The 23,631-nt window shown below is 64.4% G+C and carries 22 protein-coding genes; 10 read left to right on the top strand and 12 right to left on the bottom strand.

What is annotated here, in order from left to right; translation table 11 throughout:
* From V0U35_RS11040 to rnd, 3 genes are read left to right on the top strand one after another with little or no spacing between them, the layout of a single operon-like run.
* Entirely contained in the window at positions 1 to 708 is a 708-nt protein-coding gene (locus tag V0U35_RS11040; protein ID WP_330196772.1) for a lysophospholipid acyltransferase family protein, read from the top strand.
* Positions 705 to 2,021 (top strand): MFS transporter, encoded by a 1,317-nt coding sequence (locus V0U35_RS11035; protein WP_330196771.1) that lies wholly within the window; start codon positions 705 to 707, stop codon positions 2,019 to 2,021. The genes V0U35_RS11040 and V0U35_RS11035 overlap by 4 nt, the downstream gene beginning before the upstream one ends.
* Positions 2,022 to 2,066: 45 nt before the next feature.
* Positions 2,067 to 3,221 carry a ribonuclease D gene (gene rnd, locus V0U35_RS11030; protein WP_330196770.1) on the top strand — a complete coding sequence of 385 codons (1,155 nt, stop codon included), beginning with the start codon at positions 2,067 to 2,069 and terminating at the stop codon, positions 3,219 to 3,221.
* Here rnd and V0U35_RS11025 read toward each other — a convergent pair.
* Genes V0U35_RS11025 through V0U35_RS11010 form a run of 4 tightly spaced genes read right to left on the bottom strand, consistent with a single transcriptional unit; the run spans position 3,218 to position 8,721 of the window.
* Positions 3,218 to 4,735 carry a Ppx/GppA phosphatase family protein gene (locus V0U35_RS11025; protein WP_330196769.1) on the bottom strand — a complete coding sequence of 506 codons (1,518 nt, stop codon included), beginning with the start codon at positions 4,733 to 4,735 and terminating at the stop codon, positions 3,218 to 3,220. The two genes, rnd and V0U35_RS11025, sit on opposite strands and share 4 nt — an antisense overlap.
* Positions 4,732 to 6,927: an RNA degradosome polyphosphate kinase gene (locus V0U35_RS11020; RefSeq protein ID WP_373696407.1), complete on the bottom strand. Its 2,196-nt coding sequence runs from the start codon at positions 6,925 to 6,927 to the stop codon at positions 4,732 to 4,734. The genes V0U35_RS11025 and V0U35_RS11020 overlap by 4 nt, the downstream gene beginning before the upstream one ends.
* A gap of 29 nt (positions 6,928 to 6,956) precedes the next feature.
* The gene (locus V0U35_RS11015) at positions 6,957 to 7,640 is read right to left on the bottom strand and encodes a P-loop NTPase family protein (RefSeq protein WP_330196767.1); all 684 of its coding nucleotides are present in this window, start codon (positions 7,638 to 7,640) and stop codon (positions 6,957 to 6,959) included.
* A 37-nt stretch (positions 7,641 to 7,677) separates the two neighbouring features.
* Positions 7,678 to 8,721 (bottom strand): DUF2066 domain-containing protein, encoded by a 1,044-nt coding sequence (locus V0U35_RS11010; protein ID WP_330196766.1) that lies wholly within the window; start codon positions 8,719 to 8,721, stop codon positions 7,678 to 7,680.
* A 138-nt stretch (positions 8,722 to 8,859) separates the two neighbouring features.
* Here V0U35_RS11010 and purM point away from each other — a divergent pair, with 138 nt between their 5' ends.
* Genes purM through arfB form a run of 3 tightly spaced genes read left to right on the top strand, consistent with a single transcriptional unit; the run spans position 8,860 to position 10,958 of the window.
* On the top strand, positions 8,860 to 9,888 hold the full coding sequence (gene purM / locus V0U35_RS11005; protein WP_330196765.1) for a phosphoribosylformylglycinamidine cyclo-ligase: 1,029 nt from the start codon (positions 8,860 to 8,862) through the stop codon (positions 9,886 to 9,888).
* Positions 9,889 to 9,892: 4 nt separating this feature from the next.
* Complete coding sequence (gene purN, locus V0U35_RS11000) at positions 9,893 to 10,537, top strand: phosphoribosylglycinamide formyltransferase (RefSeq protein ID WP_330196764.1); 645 nt, start codon at positions 9,893 to 9,895, stop codon at positions 10,535 to 10,537.
* A gap of 1 nt (position 10,538) precedes the next feature.
* The gene (gene arfB, locus V0U35_RS10995; protein ID WP_330196763.1) at positions 10,539 to 10,958 is read left to right on the top strand and encodes an alternative ribosome rescue aminoacyl-tRNA hydrolase ArfB; all 420 of its coding nucleotides are present in this window, start codon (positions 10,539 to 10,541) and stop codon (positions 10,956 to 10,958) included.
* On the opposite strand, the gene V0U35_RS10990 is transcribed toward arfB, so the two are convergent.
* The 3 genes from V0U35_RS10990 to ndk all read right to left on the bottom strand — a co-directional run bounded on the left by V0U35_RS10990 (position 10,955) and on the right by ndk (position 13,252).
* Complete coding sequence (locus V0U35_RS10990) at positions 10,955 to 11,965, bottom strand: adenosine deaminase (RefSeq protein WP_330196762.1); 1,011 nt, start codon at positions 11,963 to 11,965, stop codon at positions 10,955 to 10,957. The two genes, arfB and V0U35_RS10990, sit on opposite strands and share 4 nt — an antisense overlap.
* Positions 11,966 to 12,113: 148 nt before the next feature.
* Positions 12,114 to 12,458: a YkvA family protein gene (locus V0U35_RS10985; protein ID WP_330196761.1), complete on the bottom strand. Its 345-nt coding sequence runs from the start codon at positions 12,456 to 12,458 to the stop codon at positions 12,114 to 12,116.
* A gap of 371 nt (positions 12,459 to 12,829) precedes the next feature.
* Positions 12,830 to 13,252, bottom strand: coding sequence for a nucleoside-diphosphate kinase (ndk, locus tag V0U35_RS10980; RefSeq protein WP_330196760.1), 423 nt, complete (start codon positions 13,250 to 13,252; stop codon positions 12,830 to 12,832).
* Between the two features lie 99 nt (positions 13,253 to 13,351).
* Between ndk and V0U35_RS10975 the strand changes: the two genes are divergently transcribed.
* Positions 13,352 to 15,226, top strand: a complete 1,875-nt coding sequence (locus V0U35_RS10975) for an ABC-F family ATP-binding cassette domain-containing protein (protein ID WP_330196759.1) — start codon at positions 13,352 to 13,354, stop codon at positions 15,224 to 15,226.
* Between the two features lie 217 nt (positions 15,227 to 15,443).
* Here the strand turns inward: V0U35_RS10975 and V0U35_RS10970 are convergent, their stop codons facing one another.
* The 5 genes from V0U35_RS10970 to V0U35_RS10950 all read right to left on the bottom strand — a co-directional run bounded on the left by V0U35_RS10970 (position 15,444) and on the right by V0U35_RS10950 (position 18,982).
* Positions 15,444 to 15,758 (bottom strand): hypothetical protein, encoded by a 315-nt coding sequence (locus V0U35_RS10970; RefSeq protein WP_330196758.1) that lies wholly within the window; start codon positions 15,756 to 15,758, stop codon positions 15,444 to 15,446.
* 109 nt (positions 15,759 to 15,867) lie between these two features.
* Positions 15,868 to 16,548 (bottom strand): hypothetical protein, encoded by a 681-nt coding sequence (locus tag V0U35_RS10965; protein WP_330196757.1) that lies wholly within the window; start codon positions 16,546 to 16,548, stop codon positions 15,868 to 15,870.
* Positions 16,549 to 16,644: 96 nt separating this feature from the next.
* A complete protein-coding gene (locus V0U35_RS10960; RefSeq protein ID WP_330196756.1) occupies positions 16,645 to 16,923 on the bottom strand; it encodes an I78 family peptidase inhibitor in 279 nt (92 codons plus the stop codon).
* A gap of 121 nt (positions 16,924 to 17,044) precedes the next feature.
* Positions 17,045 to 17,497 (bottom strand): DNA polymerase III subunit chi, encoded by a 453-nt coding sequence (locus V0U35_RS10955; protein ID WP_330196755.1) that lies wholly within the window; start codon positions 17,495 to 17,497, stop codon positions 17,045 to 17,047.
* A gap of 6 nt (positions 17,498 to 17,503) precedes the next feature.
* Positions 17,504 to 18,982, bottom strand: coding sequence for a leucyl aminopeptidase (locus tag V0U35_RS10950; RefSeq protein WP_330196754.1), 1,479 nt, complete (start codon positions 18,980 to 18,982; stop codon positions 17,504 to 17,506).
* Positions 18,983 to 19,111: 129 nt separating this feature from the next.
* Between V0U35_RS10950 and V0U35_RS10945 the strand changes: the two genes are divergently transcribed.
* From V0U35_RS10945 to V0U35_RS10935, 3 genes are all read left to right on the top strand, one after another.
* A complete protein-coding gene (locus V0U35_RS10945; protein WP_330196753.1) occupies positions 19,112 to 20,224 on the top strand; it encodes an LptF/LptG family permease in 1,113 nt (370 codons plus the stop codon).
* Positions 20,225 to 20,228: 4 nt separating this feature from the next.
* A complete protein-coding gene (locus V0U35_RS10940) occupies positions 20,229 to 21,335 on the top strand; it encodes an LptF/LptG family permease (RefSeq protein ID WP_330196752.1) in 1,107 nt (368 codons plus the stop codon).
* 85 nt (positions 21,336 to 21,420) lie between these two features.
* The gene (locus V0U35_RS10935) at positions 21,421 to 23,610 is read left to right on the top strand and encodes an LPS-assembly protein LptD (RefSeq protein WP_330196751.1); all 2,190 of its coding nucleotides are present in this window, start codon (positions 21,421 to 21,423) and stop codon (positions 23,608 to 23,610) included.
* Positions 23,611 to 23,631 lie beyond the last annotated feature (21 nt).

Genomic DNA, 23,631 nt, shown 5'->3' with positions numbered 1-23,631 from the left:
ATGCGTTCCTTCATCTTCAACGTGCTCTACTGGTCGATGTCCGGCGTCTACGCGATCCTGTGCACACTGCTCGCGCTGATCCCCGGCAAGACCGCGCTGATGCACGGCATCCGTTCCTATTGCCGTTTCACTGTCATCCTGATGCACGTGGTGTGCGCGATAAAGGTCGAGGTTCGCGGCACGCCGCCCAAGAACCAGCCGGTCGTGATCGCGGCGAAGCACCAGTCCTGGGGCGACGGAATCGTGTTGATCGCCAAGACCGGGAACGTCAATTTCGTCGTGGGCGATCACATGCTGAAATTCCCGCTTATTGGCTGGGTGCTGAAGCGTTCGGGAGCCATCGTGGTCAATAATGGCGGCGGACGCGCGGCGATTGAATCGCTGCGTGCTGGCATTGACCGCTCGCATGGCGAAAGCCGGCCTATCCTGATCTATCCCGAAGGTCACCTCACCGCGGTGGGGGAGACCAAACCCTACCGCAAGGGTGTTTATCGCATCTATTCCGCACTCAATCGCCCCATCGTCCCCGTGGCGACGAATCTGGGGTTATGCTGGCCGCAACAGGAGTGGACCAAGCGTCCCGGAACGGCGGTGATCGAGTTTCTCGACCCGATTCCGCCCGGGGGAAGCAAGGAGGACGTCATGGCCGATCTGCAGCAGCGTGTCGAAGCGCGCACCCGCGCACTCGAGGTGGAGGGCCGGTCATGAGCGCGAAGGTCGCCGTCTCACTCCTGGGGCAGAGACGCTATCTGCCCCTCCTCATCGCCCAGGCCCTTGGAGCCTTCAACGACAACTTCTTCCGCTATGCGCTGATCACGCTGGTGACCTATCGCAGCATGACCGTGCTCGACCTTCCCAGTACGGTCCTCGTTCCGATTGCCGCTTCGCTCTTTACCGCCCCCATCTTCCTGTTCTCGGCAATGGCGGGGCGGGTCGCCGACGTGTTCGACCGGACGCGCGTGTTGCGGTTCACCAAATTCGCCGAGATCTGGCTGATGCTGCTGGCCGGGACCGGATTTGTTCTCGGCAATCCATGGATCCTCATGGGGACGCTCTTCCTCATGGGTATCCAGTCGGCTTTTTTCGCCCCAGCCAAGAATGCCGCCCTGCCGACCCTGCTCGCGCCGCATGAACTGGTGCCGGGCAATGCCCTGATCTCGGGCAGCCTCAACCTGGCGGTTCTGGTCGGTGTCGGCTTCGGCACCGTTCTGGTTGTTCAGCACAATGGCCCGGCCACTGTCGCGGCCATCCTCGTGGTGATCGCGGTGATCGGCTGGCTGTCCGCCCGCATGCTTCCCGCCGCACCGGCCGCAACGCCCGGACTGCAAGTGTCGTTCAACTTCATTGGCGAGCTCGTCTCGGTCCTGTGGCGTGCCACGCGTCACCCGGATGTGCTGCGCCCGCTGATCGGCGCGGCGTGGTTCTGGATGCTCGCGGCCTCCATCGTAACCCTGATGCCGAATTTCTCACGGGACGTGCTGGGGGCGGATCAGTCTGTCGTCCTGCTGTTCAGCGCCCTCTTTTCAGTGGGGGCGACGATCGGAGCGGTGCTCTGCGGCACGCTGTCCGGCAAGGGCGATGCCCTGCCCTTCTCTGTCGCCGGAGCCATCGGCCTGGTCATCTTTCCGCTCGATGTCGCCTGGCAGACCATGGGCAATCCTCCGGTCGCCGAAGATGCCGTTCTGGCGAGTTCGACCGAATTCCTCGCTGACTCCTCGAACTGGCGGATCATTGCCGATCTCGGTCTGGCCGCCGTTTCCGCAGGCCTTTTCGTGGTGCCCCTGCAGGCGATGGCGCAGCGGCGCGCTCCGGCGCAATTGCGGGGCCGCCTGCTGGCCGCCGGCGGTATTCTCAACGCCGCCACAGCAACCCTGGGACAGGCGACGCTCGCCATTCTGGCGATGATGAGCCTGCCCATCCCGACCGCCTTCATCCTGATCGCGGTTGTCAGTGCCGGCTTCGGTGCCGTGACCTTCTGGCGCTGGTGGATCGGCCACCGGGGCCGGACGCTGGAAGCCTGACTCATCCCCTCGCCAAAGGCGGCCCAGACCGCTAAAGGCGAGGGCATGAACATCATTACCCAGACCAAAGACCTTGAAGCGGCCTGCAAGGCGCTGCGCGCTTGCGACTTCGTCGCCGTCGATACCGAATTCATGCGCGAGAGCACCTACTGGCCGATCCTCTGCCTCATCCAGGCAGCGGGTGGCGACACCGAGGTGATCATCGATCCGCTGGCCGACGGGATTGATCTCAAACCCTTCCACGACCTCCTCCTCGACGAGAGCGTGGTGAAAGTGTTTCATGCCGCGCGGCAGGATCTCGAAATCTTCTTCCACCAGATGGACGGGAAAGTCCCCCACCCGATCTTCGACACGCAGGTCGCCGCGATGGCGGCGGGTCTCGGCGACTCGATCTCGTACGACAATCTGGTTCGCGCCCTGTTGAAGCGGCAGATCGACAAGGGGTCGCGCTTCACCGACTGGTCGCGCCGTCCGCTCTCGGACAACCAGCTTGGCTACGCAATGGGTGATGTGACCCATCTGCGCGATCTTTACCCCGGCCTGCGCGCACGGCTGGAGAAGGCCGGACGCCTGTCCTGGGTCGACGAGGAAATGGACGTTCTCACCTCACCCGAGACCTACCGGATGGACCCCGAGGAATCCTGGAAGCGGTTGAAACTGCGCAAGCTGACGCCGAAATGGCTCGCCGCGCTGAGGGCCGCTGCCGCCTGGCGCGAACGCGAGGCCCAAACCCGCGACATTCCCCGCCAGCGCATCATCAAGGATGAAGGTCTCTACGAGATCGCTCATGCCGCACCGCAAACCACCGACGCGCTCGGCAATCTGCGCGCCGTGCCGCGCGGCTTCGAGCGCTCCAGCGCCGCGGCGCGCCTGATCGAGGCACTCCAGGCCGCGATGGCCGATCCGAAGGCCTATGCACCCAAGACCGAGGCCCCGCCTCCGCGCCCGCAAAACGGCGATGCGACGACCGAACTCCTCAAGGTTCTCCTGAAAATGGTGGCCGAGGACCGCGGCGTCGCCCCGCGCCTGATCGCCACCGTGCCGGACCTTGAACAGATCGCGGTCTCTGATGACGCCGACGTCCCGGCGCTGAAGGGCTGGCGGCGCGACGTCTTCGGCGAGGACGCGCTGAAGCTGAAACAGGGCAAGCTCGCGCTCAGCCTGGAAAACGGCCGGGTCGTCATCGAGGACTTCGACTAAACGATGCGGGTTTCCGCTTTCAGGTCCAGTGCCTGCGCCAGCGACTCAAAGCGCGATTGCGCCCGCTCGACCATCAGTTCGCGTTCGCCTTCGGGGACATCGAGAACCAGCGATCCGTTCTCCCGCGCCAGCGCAAACCGGTCCAGCACCGGCTCGGACCGCCCCGACAGCGCAGCCCCCAGACGCAACGCCAGCCCGATGGCGAAGGCGCGTTCGCGCTGCTTTTCGTTCAGCAGGCGGTCGAAAACCGACATGTCCGGCGGGGTCCGGCGGCCGGCGTAGCGATGGTGGATAGCAAGCGCCAGGAAGGCGCGCTCGGGATGTGTCAGGCCGGCAAAGGGCGCATAGAGGACCAGCTGGCTGGCCAGTTCCGCCTTGTGATCGGGATGGAGGCGCGAACCGAGATCAGCGAGGCGGCAGGCCGCCGCGCGCAGCCAGGGGCCCCGCCCGCCGAACACCTCGCCGCTCGCTGCGAACACTGGCTCGACCCAGCGCGCCAGCGCCCGCCCGAAACTCGGTGACGGCGAGGCCGGACGCGCCAAGGCCTCGGCTCCGGCCAACAGCGGATCGACAGCCTGAAGGTCCGGCGGCATTTGTTCGAAGATGACGCCCTCGCGCAGGCCATAGGCCGAGAACACGACCCGCTCGCAGCCGCTCAGCTCCATGATCCGGTGCAACAGAAGGCCCGCATAGGGCAGATGTTCGGCGCGGCGCGAGGCGATACCGTCAATCCCGCTCAGGGAGGCGGTTGAACTCCGCGCCGCGAGGTCGGCGACGGTTTCCGCTTCCGCCCGGCTCAGCTCGTACTGGTGCAGCACCCGCAGCGGATGATGGCTTGCGACGATGGAGAGCTGGGCCAGCGCCCGCCACGCCCCGCCGACCGCGTAGAAGGTCGAGCCGGGCGCATGGATCGCCTTCGACGCGTTCAGGGTCTCGTTGATATGGCGTTTCAGGCCCTCAGGGTTCCCAAACAGTGCGTCCGGGATGGAGAGAGGCCCCAGCGCGTGGGTCTCCCCCTCACCGGCACCGCCATCGGCCAGTGGTGTCAGCTCCAGGCTCGACCCTCCGAGATCGCCTGCCAGGCCTTCGGCGCGCGGCACACCGGCCACGACACCGAACGCAGAGATTGCCGCTTCCTCGCCACCAGAGAGGATTCGGACGTCGAACCCGGCCTCGGCTTTCACCCGCGCACAGAATTCGCGGCCATTGGTGGCGTTGCGCACCGCCGCCGTCGCCACCGCATAGCGTTCCCGGACATGCTTGGCATCGAGCAGGCTGGCATAGCGCTTCAGCGCCCGCATGGCCGTCTCGACGCCTTCAGGGTGGAGCAGACCCGTCTCACCCGTCCCGCGGCCCAGGCCTGCCGTGACCTTCTCATTGAAGATGGGCCACATGGCCCGGCCCTCGAGCCGGAAATGGACGAGGCGGACGGTATTGGACCCGATGTCGATGACCGCGAGGTCGCGATCAATCGCGTTCTCGGGGCAGAGCTCTTCGGGTGACGGGCCGCTCAAAGGCGCGGGCCTCCGTATGGCAGGGTCAGCGGCTGGTCGTCCTTCAAGGCCTGACCGCGCCCCGACAGGCTGGGATTGGTCATGAAATAGGCATGGGCGCTGAACGGGGTCTCGATCTCGCTGGTATCGACCCGCTCGTATTCGCCATTGGGCTGCATGTACCAGCTCTGCGCCTCGTCATTGAGGTTGGCGACCATGATCTGGTCGAGCACCTGGCGGTGCACGGTCGGGTTCTGGATCGGGCACAGCGCCTCGACCCGGCGGTCGAGATTGCGCGGCATCCAGTCTGCCGACGAGATATAGATCTGTGCCGCCGCACTCGGCATGGGCGCGCCATTGGCAAAGCAGACGATGCGCGAGTGCTCAAGGAAGCGCCCGATAATGCTTTTCACCCGGATATTGTCCGACAGGCCCGGCACGCCCGGACGCAGACAGCAGATACCGCGTACGACCAGTTCGACCCGTACTCCGGCCTGACTGGCCCGGTAGAGCGCATCGATCACGTCGGGGTGGACCAGTGAGTTGAGCTTGGCCCAGACCGCGGCCGGCTTGCCAGCCTCGGCATTGGCGATTTCGCGTTCGATCTGGCGGATCAGGAAGTCACGCATGTCGTTGGGCGATATCGACAGTCGTTCCATGTCCGTCGGACGGGCATAGCCGGTCACGAAGTTGAAGATGCGCCCGGCATCGCGCCCGAAGGCCGGGTCAGCGGTAAAGAGAGACAGATCGGTGTAAATCCGCGCCGTGATCGGGTGGTAGTTGCCAGTCCCGAAATGGGCGTAGGTGGTCAGGTCATTGCCTTCGCGGCGGACGACAAGACTGACCTTGGCGTGGGTCTTGTACTCGATGAAACCATAGACGACCTGAACGCCGGCGCGTTCGAGATCGCGGGCCCATTTGAGGTTGGCTTCCTCGTCGAAACGGGCCTTCAACTCGACCAGCGCCGTCACGTTCTTGCCCGCCTCGGCGGCCTCGATCAGCGCCGCGACGATGGGTGAATTCTTCGATGTCCGGTAAAGCGTCTGCTTGATCGCCACCACGTCAGGGTCGGCTGCGGCCTGACGTAAGAACTGCACCACAACGTCGAAGGATTCGTACGGGTGGTGAACGATGATGTCCTTCGCCCGGATCGCCGCAAAACAATCCCCGCCATGGTCGCGAATGCGCTCGGGAAAACGCGGCTCGTAAGAGGTGAAGGTCAGGTCGGGCCGGTCGTCGGGGATGAGCTGGGAGAGCTGGGCCATGCCCAGAATCCCGTCGACGAGCATGACGTCGTTCATGTCAGCCTTGAGATGGCTGACGATGAAGCGCCGGAGGTCGTCGGGCATGCCCGCATCCATCTTCAGGCGGACGAGCACGCCCCGGCGGCGCTGTTTCAGGAGTTGTTCGAACTCGCTGACGAGGTCTTCGGCCTCTTCCTCGATCTCGATATCGCTGTCGCGCAGGATCCGGAACGCACCCTTCCCCGTCAGCGTGTAGCCAGGGAAAAGCGTGTCGAGGAAAAGGATGAGGATCGTCTCCAGCGCCACGAAGCGCTTGATCGGCCGTCCGGCTTTGGTGAAGCGGCGGGTGGGCAATTCAATGAAGCGCCGCACCCCGTTCGGCAGAGGGATCAGGGCCGTCATCGACTTGCCATCACTATCGCGGCGCAACTTCAGTGCCAGAGCGAACCCCAGATTGGGGATGAAGGGGAACGGGTGTGCCGGATCGATGGCCAGCGGCGTGATCACCGGCAGGATATGTTCCAGGAAGTCCTTGCGCAGCCAGACGACATCGGTTTTGGGGATATTATTTTCGTCGAGCAGTTTGACGCCCAGCCGGTCGAGCCGCCCCTTGAGGTCACGCCAGCATTTGAGCTGTTCTTCCATCAGCTCGCCGGCGAACCCGTTGATGCGGGCGAGCTGGTCAGCCGGCGTCAACCCGTCGATGGAGGGCTGGGTCACGCCATTGCGGACCTGCGCGCGCAGTCCAGCCACCCGGACCATGTAGAATTCATCGAGATTGCTCGCCGAGATCGACAGGAAGCGGAGCCGTTCCAGCATGGGATGGTTCGGATTGGCGGCCTCCTCGAGCACGCGCATATTGAACTGCAGCCAGGACAATTCCCGGTTCAGGAAACGCTCGGGCGACGTCATCAGGGGATTGGGGCCCTTGGCGTCAGACCGCGCGTCCGGTGCATCGGTCTGGCTCATCGAAATATCGTTCGCGTCCACGGCTCTACTCAGTCCTCATCGAGGGCATCTTCGTCCCACTCGCCTAGCACACGCCGCGCCACGCCGCGATTCACCGGCGTGCGCCGCGCCATCGCCACGCGGTCAAGTTCGGCGACCAGGCGGCGGGCGGCATCGACCGAACGTTCCATGCGCGGCAGGAGGTAGTCGATCAGTCCCTCAGCGACCGGTGACTGGTGGTCGCGGAAGAGTTTTTCCAGCACCCGCCGCAACAGTCCGTCGTCCGGTTCGAGGAGCTCGGTCACCGGCAGGGCCGCGAAACGCGACACCAGGTCAGGGATCGTGACCCGCCAGCGCGCCGGCGGTGTTCTCGCCGTCAGCAGCACTCCGGCAATCTTGCCCTGGCTGGCCCGGTTCAGGAGGTGGAAAAGCCCGTCCTCATCGTAACCCCGGTCCGCGTCCTCGATCAGGACCGGACGGTCCGTTTCGAGCCCCGATATGGCACCTCCGATGGACCGCGCCGGAAGTTGGCGGGCCCCGGTTTCCTCGCGCCACATGGCCGCAAGGTGCGACTTCCCCGAAGCGGCAGGCCCGACCAGCGCCATCGCCCCGCCCGGCCAGTCGCGCCAGCGCGCCAACGCTGCGCGCGCGGCCGCATTCGCTGCGCCATTGACGAAGCGGGCCGCGCTGAAATCGTCGCGCGGCGGCAGGCCGAGGGCCAGTTGTTCACTCATGCTTTCTGTCCGTGACGCCGGAAAGTCCCTGAAGCCCCTAGCGCGCGCGGATCACGGCGCCCAGTTGCGGATCGTCCACGAGGACAGCGCCACGCGCATCCAGCACCCGTTCCAGCTGCCCCCGCGCACCGCGATAGCTGAGCGTCATCAGCGCACCGTCACGCGACAGGGCATCCAGCCGGGCGTCCGAGACCAGCGAGGCCCCCGCCACGGCGCTCTGCAGGCGTCGCCATTCCCCGAGATTGCGGTAGAGGACCGTCACGCGCATTTCCTGGGTTCCGCTGCCCCGCACAACCGCATCGCGCTTCCAGTTGGCTTCCATGCTTTCCAGGAAGCGGTTGATCGCCGTGTAATAGCCGCCGGACACCGCAATCGTGCTGATCGGATCGCGCGCCTGCAGCCCGTCAGGGCCGAATGTGTAGATCGCGCCGTCAAACCGCGTGCCGCCTTCACCGCCCCGTGCAATGGCCACCGCGACGCGGGACACCTGGAAGGCTTCGGCAAGGCCTTGCAGGGCTGCCAGATCGAAATTCGCCGCGCCGGACGCATCAATGAGGTAACGGGACGCTTCGGCATCCGGAACACGGAATGGCGTCAGGGAATGCGGCGCATTGGACCGCTGCCAGGCCTCCAGCCAGGGATTGTCGTCCCAGAGCAGCGCGCCACTCCCCGTGGTCAGAACCGGAAGCACCAGCGTGTCATGCGCCTGGGCTTCGACGAAGGGGACACCGGAATTGCGCAGGAAGCGGCGTACAGACGGCGGATCGAACTGGACGCTGAGCTCTCCCAGGTAACGGGTTGCGCTGCGCTGTTCGTTTTCCACCTGCAATCCCGCGATCATGCCGGCTGCATCATCTGCGCCGATTGCACCGAGTGCGGCCCGGTCTTCGGGAAGCGTCAGGCGGGCGATGAGGCGGTAGGCGGCTTCGACCTGCCCTTCGCGCATGGCCTGGGTCTGGGCTTCGAGCGCGTTCGACGCGCGCGCATCGATCTCCACCCCGCGGACCACAAAGGGGCTGTCGGCGACAGCCGCGGCGAACGGCATGGCCAGGATGGCGGCGACGGCAAGAAGGGTGCGCACGGTGAAAAGCTCCTGTTCGAGACGGCGGCAATCAGACTATACCCCGCGCGCGGCCCGGGTGAAGCCCGCGCCTTGCACCTTTGCGCGCTTTGGGTGTCAATTCCCGCTCGCGCCCGAAATGATGGACGACGTGAAGCAATGACCGAAAAGCGACCCAATGCCCTGACCTATGCCGATGCCGGCGTCGATATCGATGCGGGCGATGCGCTGGTCGACCAGATCAAGCCGCTGGCGAAAGCGACCAGCCGCCCCGGCGCGGACGTCGCGCTTGGCGGTTTTGGCGGGGCGTTCGACCTGAAGGCCGCCGGATTTGACGACCCGGTCCTGGTGTCCGGTACGGACGGCGTGGGCACCAAGCTGCGCATTGCCATCGAGACCGGCCTGCTCGACACGATCGGCATCGACCTCGTCGCGATGTGCGTCAATGACGTGCTGGCGCAAGGGGCCGAACCACTCTTCTTCCTCGACTACATGGCGACCGGAAAGCTCGACCCGGAGCGCGGCGCCCGCATTATCGCCGGAATCGCCGACGGCTGCCGCCAGTCCGGATGTGCCCTTATCGGCGGGGAGACCGCGGAAATGCCGGGCATGTATTCCGGTGAGGATTTCGACCTCGCCGGCTTCGTTGTCGGGGCCGCCGAACGCGGAGCGCTGCTGCCCGACCATGACCGGATGCAGGCCGGTGACGCGCTGATCGCCCTTGCCTCGTCAGGGCCGCACTCCAACGGCTATTCGCTGATCCGCAAGATCGTGGATATGTCCGGCCTGGCCTGGGACGCGCCCGCCCCCTTCGATACCGGCCGCTCGCTTGGCGAAGCCCTGCTCGCCCCGACCCGCCTCTATGTGGCGTCACTGATGCCGCTGATCCGCGCCGGCCGGATCAAGGGACTCGCCCACATCACAGGTGGCGGCCTCATCGAGAATCCGCCCCGCATGACGCCGGACCACCTTCACCCCGAGATCGATTTTGGAACCTGGACACGCCCGGCCGTGTTTGACTGGCTGGCGAAGACCGGCGGGGTGGAGGACCGGGAGATGGCACGTGCCTTCAATTGCGGCATTGGCATGATTGCGGCGGTCGCAACCGAAGACGCCGAGGCCATCGTCGCGGACCTCACCGAAGCGGGCGAAACCGCCTTTATCTGCGGCACGCTGAAAGCGGTCTAGAGCCATGGCGAAAACCAAGATCGCCATCCTGATTTCCGGGCGCGGCAGCAACATGCAGGCGCTGATCGACGCCTGTGCAGCCGAGGATTACCCGGCCGAGATCGTGCTCGTCGTTTCGAACAATCCCGGTGCGAAGGGGCTGGAGCGGGCCGCGCTCGCCGACATTCCCACCGCCGTGGTTGACCATCGTGGCTATGACAGCCGGGAAGCGTTCGAGGAGACCGTCCACAATCTCGTCAAGGCGTCCGGGGCCCAGTACGTCTTCCTCGCCGGGTTCATGCGCATCCTGACGCCCTGGTTCGTGGGCCAGTGGCGCGACCGGCTGGTCAATATCCACCCGTCTCTCCTGCCCTGCTTTACCGGCGTTCATACCCATGAGCGCGCCATCGAAGCCGGCGTGAAGCTGCATGGCTGCACGGTCCACTATGTGCGCCCGGAGATGGATGACGGGCCGATCATCGGCCAGGCCGCGGTTCCGGTCCTGCCCGGCGATACGCCCGACACGCTGGCCGAACGTGTCCTGGCGGCCGAGCACCGGCTTTACCCGGCCTGTGTGAAACTGGTCTGCGAAGGCAAGGCCCGCGTCGTTGGCGAGGTCGTCCGCCTGTCGTCCACCACGTCCGGGATGCTGCTCAATCCGGGCGCGTGACATGCGCGTCACCGACACCATTTTCATCGACGAAAGCGAGCTGGAGGAACGTTTCGTGCGGGCTTCCGGCCCGGGCGGTCAGCACGTCAACAAGACCTCCTCAGCGGTGCAATTGCGCTTTGATGCGGCGAACAGCCCCAATCTGTCTGACGAGGTGAAATTCCGCCTCAAGCGTGTCGCTGGGCGGCGCATGACCAAGGACGGCATACTGATCATCGAGGCGGATGGCTCACGCTCGCAGGAGCGCAACCGCGCGGCGGCCCGTGAACGCCTGGCTGCGCTGATCGAGAAGGCGACGCATCGCCCGAAACCGCGCAAGAAATCCCGGCCGTCGCTCGCGTCGATCCGCAAGACGAAAGAAGCCAAGGCCCAGCGCGCACAGAAGAAATCCCTGCGCCAGAAGCCCTCACTGAACGACTAGGCCTTCACCACCGCGTCTATGTCGGCCAGGTGCCGGTCGATCTCGGCCTGCGGCAGAAAGCTGCCCAGGAAGCTGTTCTTCGCCAGTGTGATGACATCGGTCTCGGTCAGGCCAACCGCGTCGGCGGTGCGGATGAAATTGTCGTTCACATAGCCGCCGAAATAAGCCGGATCGTCGGCATTGACGGTCGCACGCAGTCCCAGATCGAGCATGCGCTTGAGCGGATGGTCTTTCAGATCGTTCACCACGCACAGGCGCAGATTGGAGAGCGGACAGACGGTCAGCGTCATCTCCTCGGCCACCAGCCGGTCAACGAGTGCAGCGTCTTCCAGTGACCGGTTGCCGTGGTCGAGCCGGTCGATGTGCAACAGGTCCAGCGCCTCGTGGACATATTCGGGCGGACCTTCCTCGCCGGCATGGGCGACTCGTTTCAGGCCCAGCTTGGCCGCCGCGCCGAAGACGCGCTGGAAATTCGACGGCGGATGACCCAGCTCGCTGGAATCAAGGCCCACGCCGTCAATCTTCGACAGGAAGGGCGTCGCCTCGGCGAGCGTGTCGAATGCGGCCTCTTCGCTCAAATGGCGCAGGAAGCACAGGATCAGGCGCGACGTGATCCCGAACTTGGCCTCACCATGCTCCAGCGCGCGCGTAATGCCGTTGATGACCGTGGCGAATGCGATGCCGCGTTCGGTATGGCCCTGTGGGTCGAAGAAGACCTCGACATGGCGGACAGTGTCGGCGTGCGACCGCTCCAGATAGGCCATGGTGAGGTCGTAGAAATCGGCCTCGGTCTGCAGAACGTTCATTCCGACATAGTAGAGGTCGAGAAAGTCCTGCAGATTGGAGAAATCATAGGCCGCGCGGATCGCCTCGACACTGACATAGGGGATGTCGATGTTATTTCGCTGTGCCAGCGCGAACATCATTTCCGGCTCCAGAGAGCCTTCCAGATGCAGGTGAAGTTCGGCCTTGGGCAGGCGTCTGATTAGGTCGTGAAGCTCGGTCATGGCGCGACTTTGCCCCTGTCGCCCCTGACGCGCAAATGGGGATTTGGTTCACTCAAGCCGGATGTTTCCAAACCTCTGACGCTCCCCGGTTTCGCGACAGCGAAGACCGGGGTCCAGCTTTTTTGAAGTTTTCTGGATCCCGGACCGGCTACGCCGTCCGGGAAGCGTCAGCTCCCGAGGCCATTTCCCCAGGCTGCCCGCCTCTCACATCCTCACCATCCCAGCGCGCCGTGATGGCGGCGAGCGCAGCGGTGATCATCGCGGCGTCATCGACGAAGCCGGCGACGGGGACGATGTCGGCGACCGCATCAGTGGGAAGGACCAGATAGCCCAGCGCGGTCAGGCACATCGCCTTCACCCAGCGCGGCGTCTCCGGGCTCTTCAGGATGCGATAGAGACGGGATGCCGACTGGAACAGGCCATCGAGCCCGCTGATCCGGGTCAGTTTCGCGGCAAAGGCCTCGTCGCTGTAATGACGGGCATGATCGGTCATCGTCGGGAGCTCCGTTTGGCGTAGCTCGACTTATCGCGGCAGAATATGGCGAAAACGCGCGCCTGATAGCCAGACAAGAAAGGCCCGGCGCAATGGCCGGGCCTTTTGGAGTGCCTTGGACGTATTTCTTCCTTCCCCTTGATGGGGAAAATGGCGGTGGCGCAAAAATTCAATCAAGTGACATCCCGGCTGGCCCGCAGGGACAAGCCGGGACCTGAACGTGAAGCGCCCCGTTTTCAGGTCCCGAATCGCTGCGCGTCCGGGATGACGCCTTTTTTTTCGCGTCATCACCCGGTTTATCCGGGTGATCTCGTTCGGAATGAGATGCCCCGGACCGGCCGGGGCATGACGCCATAGATTGTAATGGGCAATCAGCCCACGATTTCGTCGTCGTTGAAGAAGTATTTGATCTCTTCGGCGGCGGTTTCCGGGGCATCGGAACCGTGGACCGAATTCGCCTCGATGGATTCGGCGAAGGTCTTGCGGATCGTGCCTTCGTCGGCTTGTTCCGGGTTCGTCGCGCCCATGACTTCGCGGTATTTCGCGATGGCGTTCTCGCCTTCGAGGACCTGGACCACAACCGGGCCGGAAATCATGAAGGAGACGAGGTCATTGAAGAAGGGGCGTTCCTTGTGAACCGCGTAGAAGCCCTCAGCCTTTTCGCGGGTCAGCTGAACGCGCTTTTGCGCGACGATGCGCAGGCCAGCGGCTTCGATCATCGCATTGATCTTGCCGGTGATGTTGCGCGCGGTCGCGTCAGGTTTGATGATCGAGAAGGTGCGTTGCAGCGCCATGGGAAATGCTCCGATTGGTTGGGGAGGAGGTCGGTGATTTGCGCGGGCTTATAGACGCGCTTCCCCGGCCTGTGAAGCCGTGATAGGCGCTAGCGCGCCATGCTGCACGTCAACGACCTCACCTTCCGCATGGAAGGCCGCCTTCTGATCGACCAGGCGACCTTTCACCTGCCGGCGAAATCCAAGATGGGCCTTGTCGGGCGTAATGGCTCGGGCAAGTCGACCCTGTTCCGCATCATCAAGGGCGAGTTGTCGGGTGAAACCGGCTCGGCGCGGATCCGCAAGGGCGCGCGCGTCGGCACGGTCGACCAGGAAGCACCCGGCGGACCGGAAAGCCTGATGGCAGTGGTCCTCGCCGGTGATTCCGAACGCCACGCCCTGATGGCAGAAGCTGAAACCGCGACCGACCCGGCACGCATCGCCGAGATCCAGACACGGCTGGCCGATATCGAAGCACATTCGGCTGAAGCGCGCGCAGGCGCGATCCTCTCCGGCCTTGGTTTCACAGCGGAAGAACAGCGCCGCCCGTGCAGCGAGTTCTCCGGCGGCTGGCGCATGCGTGTGGCACTGGCCGCGACGCTGTTCGCCCGGCCCGACCTCTTGCTCCTCGACGAACCGACCAACTATCTCGACCTGGAAGGCGCGGTCTGGCTGGAAGGCTATCTCAAATCCTTCCCCGGTGCCGCGCTGGTCATTTCTCACGACCGCGACCTCCTCAATGGAGCGATGGACCGGATCGCGCATCTCAAACAGGGCAAGATCGCCGTCTTTGAGGGCGGCTACGACAGTTTCGAAAAACAGCTTTCGGAAAAGCAGCGCCTGCAGATGAAGCTGAAGGCCAAGCAGGACGAGGAACGCCGCCATTTGCAGGCTTTCGTCGACCGCTTCAAGGCCAAGGCGTCCAAGGCTCGCCAGGCCCAGAGCCGGGTCAAACGGCTGGAAAAAATGCAGCCCGTGGCGACGATTATTGACGATCCGGTTGCGCCCTTCACCTTCCCCGATCCGCAGAAGCGCATGGCCCCGCCGATCATCCGGATGGAGGGGACCGAGGCCGGCTACGAGCCCGGCAAGCCGGTCCTGCGAGACCTCGACCTTCGGATCGACCCGGACGACCGGATCGGCATTCTGGGGCGCAATGGCGAAGGCAAGTCGACGCTCGCCAAGCTGATCTCTGGACGTCTTGATCCGATGGACGGGCATTTGCGCAAGCACAAGAAGCTCGACATCGCCTATTTCGCCCAGCACCAGATGGACGCCCTGCCCCCGGAGGTCTCGGCCTATCAGCACGTGGTGGATCGCATGCCGGACGCGACCGAGGCGCAGCGGCGCTCGCGCCTGGCGACATTCGGCCTGCCGCATCATTTGCAGGAAAGCCCGGCCAAACAGCTCTCGGGCGGCGAGAAGGCGCGCCTCCTGATGCACCTTATCGCCTTCGATGGGCCGCATCTCATTCTGCTCGACGAGCCGACCAACCACCTCGACATGGACAGCCGCGCCGCGCTCATCGACGCGATCAACGCCTATGAAGGCGCGGTCATCGTCATCAGCCACGACCGGCACCTCATCGAGAGCTGCGTTGACCGGCTCTGGCTGTGCGCCGGTGGTACGGTCGCGCCCTATGACGGCGACATGGAGGAGTACCGCGCCCAGTTCACCGGCCGCCCCTCCCGCGACAAGCCGAAAACCGCCGGTCAGGACGCCCGTGCCGAGGTGCGCAAGGACAAGGCCGAACGCCGCAAGGCGCGCCAGCCGTTGCTGGATGCGGTGCGCAAGTGGGAAGCCGAGGCCGAGCGTTTGCGCGGCGTGCTCGCCGTCATCGACAAGGGCCTCGCCGCGCCCGGCCTCTACGAGAAAGACCCCAAAACCGCGACCGAACTCCAGATCAAGCGCGCCAAAGCCGTCGAACTCATCGACGCGGCAGAAACAAAATGGCTCGAAGCCGAGGAAGCGCTGGAGGAGGCCAGAAGGGGCTAGGATTTTAAGCTATTATTATCGCTTCCCATCCTTTTAAGGCCCGCTTTGCGGGCACCTCAGGATGAGGGTAATAGACCTGCACTAACCTTCCTCATGCTGAGGTGCTGCGAAGCAGCCTCGAAGCACGCACTACCGCACCTCAACGACATTCAGGGCAGGACGGCCGTAGGTCCCGGCACGGTGGCCGGGACGGACTCTCTAATTCTGAGTCTGTTCGTTACCCGCAATAGACGTTCGTTACGCGGCCGTCGGCACTGAACTCGACATTGGTCTGAAAACCGCCTTCGCTGGTTTCCAGCGGAGCGATACCGGTTTCGTGCACCTCGAACGGGCGCGGCATGGAATTCAAATCAACCTCGCCGATGGGCTGACCGACGAGATGCTGGAGCGCTTCGGCCGGGCAGGTCGGCGCAAAGCCGTCCTCACTGAGGCCGTTTGCCGGCAGGACAGGCGTCTGCATTGACATGGCGGCGAGGAAGACGACACCCGCTACCGCGGCGGGAATCGCAAGAATGCGCTTGAACTGACTCATGTCCGTCACCCTTCATGGCGGTCCGTCCGTGGGATTCGGCCACAGAACGGAGACGCTCATGAAACGGGCCAACCCGGCAAAAAGTTCCCAGCACTTCAGCGGTTAGGGTTCAATTCCCGGAATTGGCCGGGTCGGTAAAGGTGGCCAGGATCAGCGCGGTCAGAAGCGCGATTTCGCGGTCGGGGTCGCCTTCATGGGGCAGGTAGAACATCGGGCGCATGACGCGGTAATCCATGCCCGCGATATCCGTGCCGTTGAGGCTGCGGATCACATAGCCCGGCACCCGGCCCGTCGGCAGGGCCGCACCGGAGAGGCGCTGTGTTTCGAAGCGCACTTCCCGTCCCTCATGACGCACGCCGCCTGCGCGTTCCGCCCGGGTCAGGCTGGAGAAGAATCCGCTCGACGACAGGGCGAGTTCGAACCCGCTGTCCATCGGCTGGCCACCCCGCTCGAACGTGCAGACATAGGACAGGTCTTCATGGTCGAAGGTGATGAAGCCGATCGTGAAATCGAGCTGCCCGCCATCACAGGCGATCGTCACCTCGCCGTCCTCGAAGCCCGGCCCGTTCACGGTCAGGGTCGCGCGGGCGATGTCCGACGAGCGCACGCCGAACAGCCGTGTTGAGCGGCCGCCGACGCGGAACGTCCCGTTCCACTCGCCCGCCGTCCAGACATTGGTGCCGTTCTCGCGCGACAGGCGCAGCTCGACCGGGTCGGTGCGCTCGATCATCGGCGTATCGGCTTGCGCAGCGGTACCGGCCGCAAGGGCCAGGGCGAGTTCGAGTATCATGGTTGTCCTCCCGGTTCAGACCGGCGGATCATACCATCCGCGCAGGGCTCACGCGCGGACAATCTCAAATCGGTGCTGACGCGGAAATGAACGGCGTCAGCCGCACTGCACGCGTTCGATATGGTCCCGGCGGTCGAGCCAGACCGTCATCCGGTCGGCGCGGTATTCCATCGTCACGGCGACACCATGCGGCACGACGCGGGTCGGGTGCGGCAGGGTTTCGGTATCGACTTCGCCAATGGGCTGGCCGACGAGGTGCTGATAGCTGTCCGCCGCGCAGGCCGGGGCATCGGGATCAACCGGATCGACCGGGTCTTCCGGCATGGTGGCGCAGGCTGCGAGGGCCAAAAACGACGCTAACGCTATCAATCGCATGTCAGTCTCCCGGTCATATCTTGGAAGGCCATAATCGATCCCCCTCTCCCTCCCCGCAAGCGGGTCCCCTCCCTCTCCCTCGAGGGAGAGGGTGGCGCGAAGCGCCGGGTGAGGGGGAATTCTAGGCCTTCTTCTCCCATTTTCCGTCTTCAGACTGTTTCCAGTAGGCGATGGACCGGCCCGCATCCTTGGCCTTGCGCCAGGCGTCCCGTGCCGCACCGACAGCGGTATCATCCCCGCCATCGAACAGGATGGCGCAACGCTCGAACGCGTCGGGGCGTTCCGGCATCAACCCGTCGATGGTGAACAGGACTTCGGCCGAATTGGCGTTATCTTCGGTTGTCGTCAGCAGGATGGGCTGGCGGTCCGGCGCGGGACCGGTCGCGAGGCCATGGGCGAGAAAACTCTCCTCTCGGAAGGTCCAGAGCTGGGCATCGAGCACGCCGAGGCGGTCCTCGGCGGGAGCACGCACCAGCGCCTTCCAGCCCTTGGCGAGCGTCTTTTCCAGCAGTTCGGGCAGCGCGTCGGCGAGCGTGGTCCGCTCGAGATGATAGAACCACAGCTCGCCGCTCATCACTGATTACTTCTCGTAATTGTCCCGCACGAAGCGGTCGAGCAGGCGCACGCCGAACCCGGTGCCGAATGTCGGCAGGCGTGCATCTTTCGAGCCCGGCCACATGCCGGTGCCGGCGATGTCGATATGGCACCAGGGCTTGCCATTCACGTGGCGCTGCAGGAACTGCGCGGCGGTGATCGAACCGGCGAGACGCCCTTCCCCGATATTCTTCATGTCGGCGACCGGGCTGTCGATCTGGCGGTCATATTCCGGACCGACCGGCAGGCGCCACACCTTCTCGTCGGACGCGAGACCGGCCTTGGTCAGGCCATCGGCGATCTTGTCGTCATTGGAGAAGATACCGGCGTGCTCGTGACCCAGCGCGATCAGGATCGCGCCGGTGAGCGTCGCCAGGTTGATCATGAATTGCGGGTCGAATTCCTTCTGCGCGTACCAGAGCGCATCGCCCAGGACGAGACGGCCTTCCGCATCGGTGTTGAGGATTTCGATGGTCTGACCCGACATCGAGGTGACGATGTCACCCGGACGCTGCGCATTGCCGTCCGGCATGTTCTCGACCAGGCCGATAATCCCGACCGCATTGACCTTGGCCTTACGGCCCGCCAGCGCGCGCATCAGGCCGACCACGGCGGCTGAACCGCCCATGTCGCCCTTCATCTCGTCCATGTTCGCGCCGGGTTTCAGCGAAATGCCGCCGGTGTCGAAGGTGACGCCCTTGCCGACAAAGCAGAGCGGCTTGTCGCCCTTCTTGCCGCCATTCCACTTCATGATCACGAGCTGGGATTCCTTGACCGAACCCTGGCCGACACCCAGCAGCGCATTCATGCCGAGCTTCTTCATTTCCTTCTCGCCCAGGATCTCGATCTCGAGACCGGTATCGGCGAGCTTGGCGACCCGCTTTGCGTATTGCGGCGGGTCGATGACGTTCGGCGGCTCGTTGACCAGGTCACGGGCCATGTCGACGCCATCGGCGACGGCTTCCCAGGACTTCCAGCTCGCCTTGGCGGCCTTCTCGTCGTCGGTGATCAGCGTGATGGTCTTCAGCGTCGGCTTCTTGGACTCTTCCAGCGTCGTCCGGTAGCCGTCAAAGCGGTAAGCGGCCATGCGGCAGCCCAGCGCGAAGCGCGACGCGCCCTCGCTGTCGGCCACGCCTTCCAGCGACACGGTCAGCGCGGTCTCGCCGCCGGTCAGCAGTTTCTTGACCAGTCCGGCCCCGGCGCGCTCAAGACCATTGCCATCGACTTTCGACTTGGTGCCGACGCCGAAAACGACGATCCGATCCGCGTCGACACCTGAAGGCGCAACGAGTTCGACGATCTCACCGGCCTTGCCGGTGAAGCGCGAGGCTTTCATCGCGCGGGTGATGGCTCCGCCCGCATCGCTGTCCAGCGCCTTGCCAACGACAGTCAGCGTCGCCTTGTCATAGGCGGCCACGGCAATGGAACCCGATGCAGAACCCGATGCGGCGAATTTGATCTTCATGGTCTATCCCTGAACGGCCTGCCGGCCCGTCGGGCCGGTTTGGGTGGTGAAAAACTTCGTGACGGCGGAAGTGGTATCCGATCGCCGGGTGATATAGAAGGCCGCAACCGCAAAAGTAATCCGACGCCGATGATTCTCGTACAGCGCTACATGTTCCGGCAATTGCTCGGCCCGTTCCTGACGGCGGCCGGCGCATTCGCAGGTCTGGCGTTGCTGACGCAGAGCCTGACCAATATCGAGCTGATCTCGGACTACCGCGAGACGGCGCTGACCTTTCTGAAGGTGACGCTGCTCGCCTTGCCCCAGCTGGTTGGTCTGCTCTCGCCGTTTGCGATCTTCATTGCCGCGCTGGTCGGCATCAACCGGATGATGAGCGACAGCGAGATCACCGTCGCCTCGGCTTCGGGCCTATCGCGCTGGGGCGTCCTGTCGCCCATCGTACGGCTCGGCGTGCTGGCCCTTGTCGCCAATCTCGCGGTCAATCTCTTCATCCAGCCCCTCTCCTACCGGGAGATGCGGGAAAGCCTCTACGAGTTGCGTACCGACGTCGCCGCGAGCCTTGTTCGCCCCGGTTCCTTCTCCCGGCTTGGCGCGGGCGTGACGCTTTATGCCCGCGAAACCGATGCCGGCGGGCGCATGCAGGAAGTCTTCATCAACGATGCGCGCGACCCGGACGGCACGTCGACCTATGTCGCGCGTGAAGGGGTGATCGTGCGCGCCGCGGACCGGCCGGTGATGGTGCTGCTCGACGGCAATGTGCAGCAGGTCGAGGACGACAACTCATTGAGTTTCCTGACCTTCGAGCGCTACGAGTTTGACCTCTCCGAATTCGTCGATGCGGCCCAGGTCCTGTTCTTCAAGGATTCCGACAAATTCCTCGATGAGCTCTTCTTCCCCGATGCCGCCTCGGTCGCCCGGGCACGCGGTGTAGAGCGGCTCTATGCCGAGGCGCATTACCGGCTGTCGGCTCCGATCTACAATGTCACCATGGTGCTGATCGCCGCGGCGGCCTTTTTCGGAGGCCAGCATTCCCGGCTCGGGTATGGCCGGCGCGTCCTGATCGCAATCGGGATTGCGCTGACCGTGCGGATGCTCGGCTTTGCCGCACAATCGGCAGCCGCAGACGATGCCGCGCTGAATATCGTCCAGTACGTGATCCCGGTCGCGGCAGGACTGGCGGCGCTGGTCATCATTTTCCGGCCAGCCCGGAAAGTCAGACCCCGACCGGCAGCGGAGGCCTGACGGCATGTTGCACCTGCCGCGCCGCCTTAGCCGCTATATCGCGCTTGAAACCCTGATCGGGCTTGCCGGAGCCGTCATGGTCATTGGCGCGGTCATCCTGCTCGTCGATTTCGTCGAGCAATCGCGCGCCATCGGGACGCGGGTCGAATCGATCTCTGCGCTCGACCTCCTGATGCTGACCTTCCTGAAAGCGCCCCTGTTGCTGGAAGAGACGCTGCCCTTCGTCTTCCTCTTTGGCGTATTGGCGACCCTGTTCCGCCTGAACCGCCGCAGCGAGCTGATCGTGATGCGGGCCTCGGGCTATTCGGCCTGGCGCATATTGAGCGCGCCCATCGTCATTGCCTTGCTCACCGGCATACTCGGAGCCACGGCGCTCAACCCGATCGGCGCGGCGATGAATGCCGAATTCGAGCGCCGGCAGGAAGCGCTGACCAGCATCCGAACCGATGTCGAAGCGGAAGACCCGGTCTGGCTGCGCGAAACGACACCTGAAGGCTTCACGGTGATCGCGGCGCGCGCACTCGACGAGAATGCACGGCGCATCCGCAATCCCTCCTTCTTCTTCTACACGCTGACCGAAGGCGGAGCCCCGGCCTTTGAACGCCGGATCGATTCGTCCCATGCCGATCTGAATGCCGGCTTCTGGGTTCTGGAGGACGCGGTCGAGCGTGCGCCGGGTCAGGACGCGACCGATCTCGGCGCGATCTCGATCCAGACCTTCATTGACCGCCAGGCCCTGTTCGAACGCTCCCGCTCACCGCGCGGCGTGGCGTTCTGGGATCTGCCCGGCCTGATCCGCTCGGCTCGTGCCGCCGGGCTCGACGCCAATCGCTACGAGCTGCGCCTGCATTCCCTGCTCGCCCTGCCGCTGACGCTGATTGCCGCAACGCTCATTGCTGCGGCAGCCACGCTGCGCCTCTATCGTCTGGGCGGCGCAGGAGCCTTCGCGCTCGCCGGCGGCATCTCGGGATTCGTGGTCTATTTCTTCCAGGAATTGCTGCGCTCCTTCGGAGCAACCGGAACCCTGCCGCCGATCACCGCAGCCTGGGCGGCCCCGGCCATCACTGCGCTGGTTGCGGCCATCTATATCGCCTCGACGGAAGACGGCTGACGCGAAGACGTGGACGCGCGCGCGGGCTTCCAGTAACCATGGTTTTGTAACGAACGCTTTCTTGACCCGCGTGGAGGAGTCGCCGATGGGGCTGAAAGCCCGCCTCGCCGGATTTGCGGCCTGCCTGGCAGTCGCCGGCACACCTGCCTTGGCGCAGTCGGACGAGGCGTCCGACGAGCCGGTCTATATCGAGGCCGATACGCTGATCCAGGACCAGGAAGCGGGCGTGTACTATGCCCGCGGCGAAGTCCGGGCCCGCCAGAATGACCGCACCCTTTATGCCGACGAGCTGGAATACCGGCCGCTGACCGGCCGTGTCATCGCGCGCGGCAGTGTCGCCATTTTCGGACAGGGCGCGCACCCGCAATATGCCGATGAAGTCGAACTCGACGACGAGCTCGGCGAGGGAATCGCGGTCGGCTTCGCGACCATGCTGGAAAACAATGGCCGGACGGCCGCCGCCTTCGCGGTACGACGCGACAACGGCTCGGTCGAACTGACCGAGGCCTATTACACGGCCTGCCGCCTGTGCGAGGAGTCCGGCCGGGAGCCAACCTGGCGCCTGCGGGCCGCCCAGGTCATCCAGGATGCCGACGACGAGATGATCTATTATCGCGACGTCCGGCTCGAAGTGCTGGGTGTCCCGGTGCTCTACTCGCCGGCCTTCGCCCACCCCGACCCCTCGATCGAGCGCCGGTCGGGCTTTCTGTTTCCCGGCTTTGGCGTGTCGTCCCGCCTGGGGGCCTTTTACCAGCAGCCCTATCACTGGGTGATTTCGCCGTCACAGGACCTGACAATCTCGCCGCGGCTGATGACGAATGTGCGCCCGCTTCTGGAGGCGGACTATCGCAAACGGTTCTGGTCGGGGCGAGTCGATTTCGAAGGCAGCCTGACCTATGAGCGCGAAATCGACAGCGATGGCGACCGCTTCGGCAACGAGGACTGGCGCTGGCATCTGTTCGGGGCCGGCCAGTTCGACCTGTCGGAAGACTGGCTGTGGGGCTTTGGCGTGCAGGCCGCGTCCGACGATCTGCACATGCGCCGCTATGACATCACCGAGGTCTATGCCAACGACACCGGCCTGCTGATGCCTGATGGCCGCCGCCTGCTGAGCCAGCTCTACGTCCAGGGCCGCGGCGACGATTATTACGCCGAACTGTCCGCCGCCTCGATCCAGAGCCTGCGTGAATTCGAGGACGACAATACGCTGCCCACGATCGCGCCGCTCGGTGAATTCCGTCAGACGCTGGAACTCGGCGACGGCTTTGGCCGTCTGCGCAACATCGCCTCGACCGTTGCGCTGACCCGCGACAATGGCGTCGATTACCGCCGTGCCAGCGCGGGAACGGACTGGCGGGCGCAATGGATTGGCGGGCCCGGCATGGTGCTTGAGCCGTTCGCCCGCGTCCGGGCCGATTATTACAGCTTCAACGACCTTCCCGGCGCATTGCCCGGTACAGCGGCTGCCGAGGATTCCTTCGGACGTGTTCTGGGTCTTGCCGGGGCCGAGGTGCGCTGGCCCTTCTTCCGGCCCGGTGAAACCACCGACTGGATCGTGGAACCGGTCATCCAGGGTGTCGTCGCATCCGATGCGGTCGAGGCCGGACGCATCGTCAACGAAGACAGCCAAAGCGTTGATCTCGATGAAACCCTGCTGTTCTCGGCCAATCGCGCGCCGGGCATGGATATCTGGGAAGAAGGCTCCCGCATCGCGTATGGCGTTCGGGCGACAGCGTTCTGGGGCGAATCCGGCGGACGCTTCCGCGGTTTCCTGGGGCAGAGCCGGCGGCTTGAGGGCACACCGGTCTTTGGCCCGAATACCGGCCTGTTCGATGACGAGTCCGACATCATTGCTGCAACCGAAGTCAATCTCGCTGGCTTCACCGGTGCCGCCCGCACCCGCATCGATTCGCAGGACGGCGACCTCAACCGGCTTGATCTCGTCGCCTCATACACCAGCGATCTGTTCACCGGAGCGATCCGCTACACCGGTTTCAACGAGGATCTGGCGCGGTTCGGACCGCAGCAGGAAGTCATCCTGTCGACCCGGACCCGCATCTCGGATAGCTGGAGCCTCGTCTACAATTTGCGCCGCGATCTGGAGATGGGCCTGTCCCGGACGCAGGAAATCGGCCTGCTGTACCGCGATTTCTGCACCGAGTTCGAAATTCTCTATCAACGCGAGAATCTCAATATCGGACCGCTTGGACCGTCGGAATCGATTCAGGTACGTATCAATCTGTTCACGCTCGGAGCCCTCGGTTCGGACGATTGACACAGCCCCAGCCGCACCGTG

The organism is Hyphobacterium marinum (genome assembly GCF_036330325.1).
GTDB classification, from domain to species: domain Bacteria; phylum Pseudomonadota; class Alphaproteobacteria; order Caulobacterales; family Maricaulaceae; genus Hyphobacterium; species Hyphobacterium marinum.
This window is presented reverse-complemented; position numbering and strand designations above follow the sequence as displayed.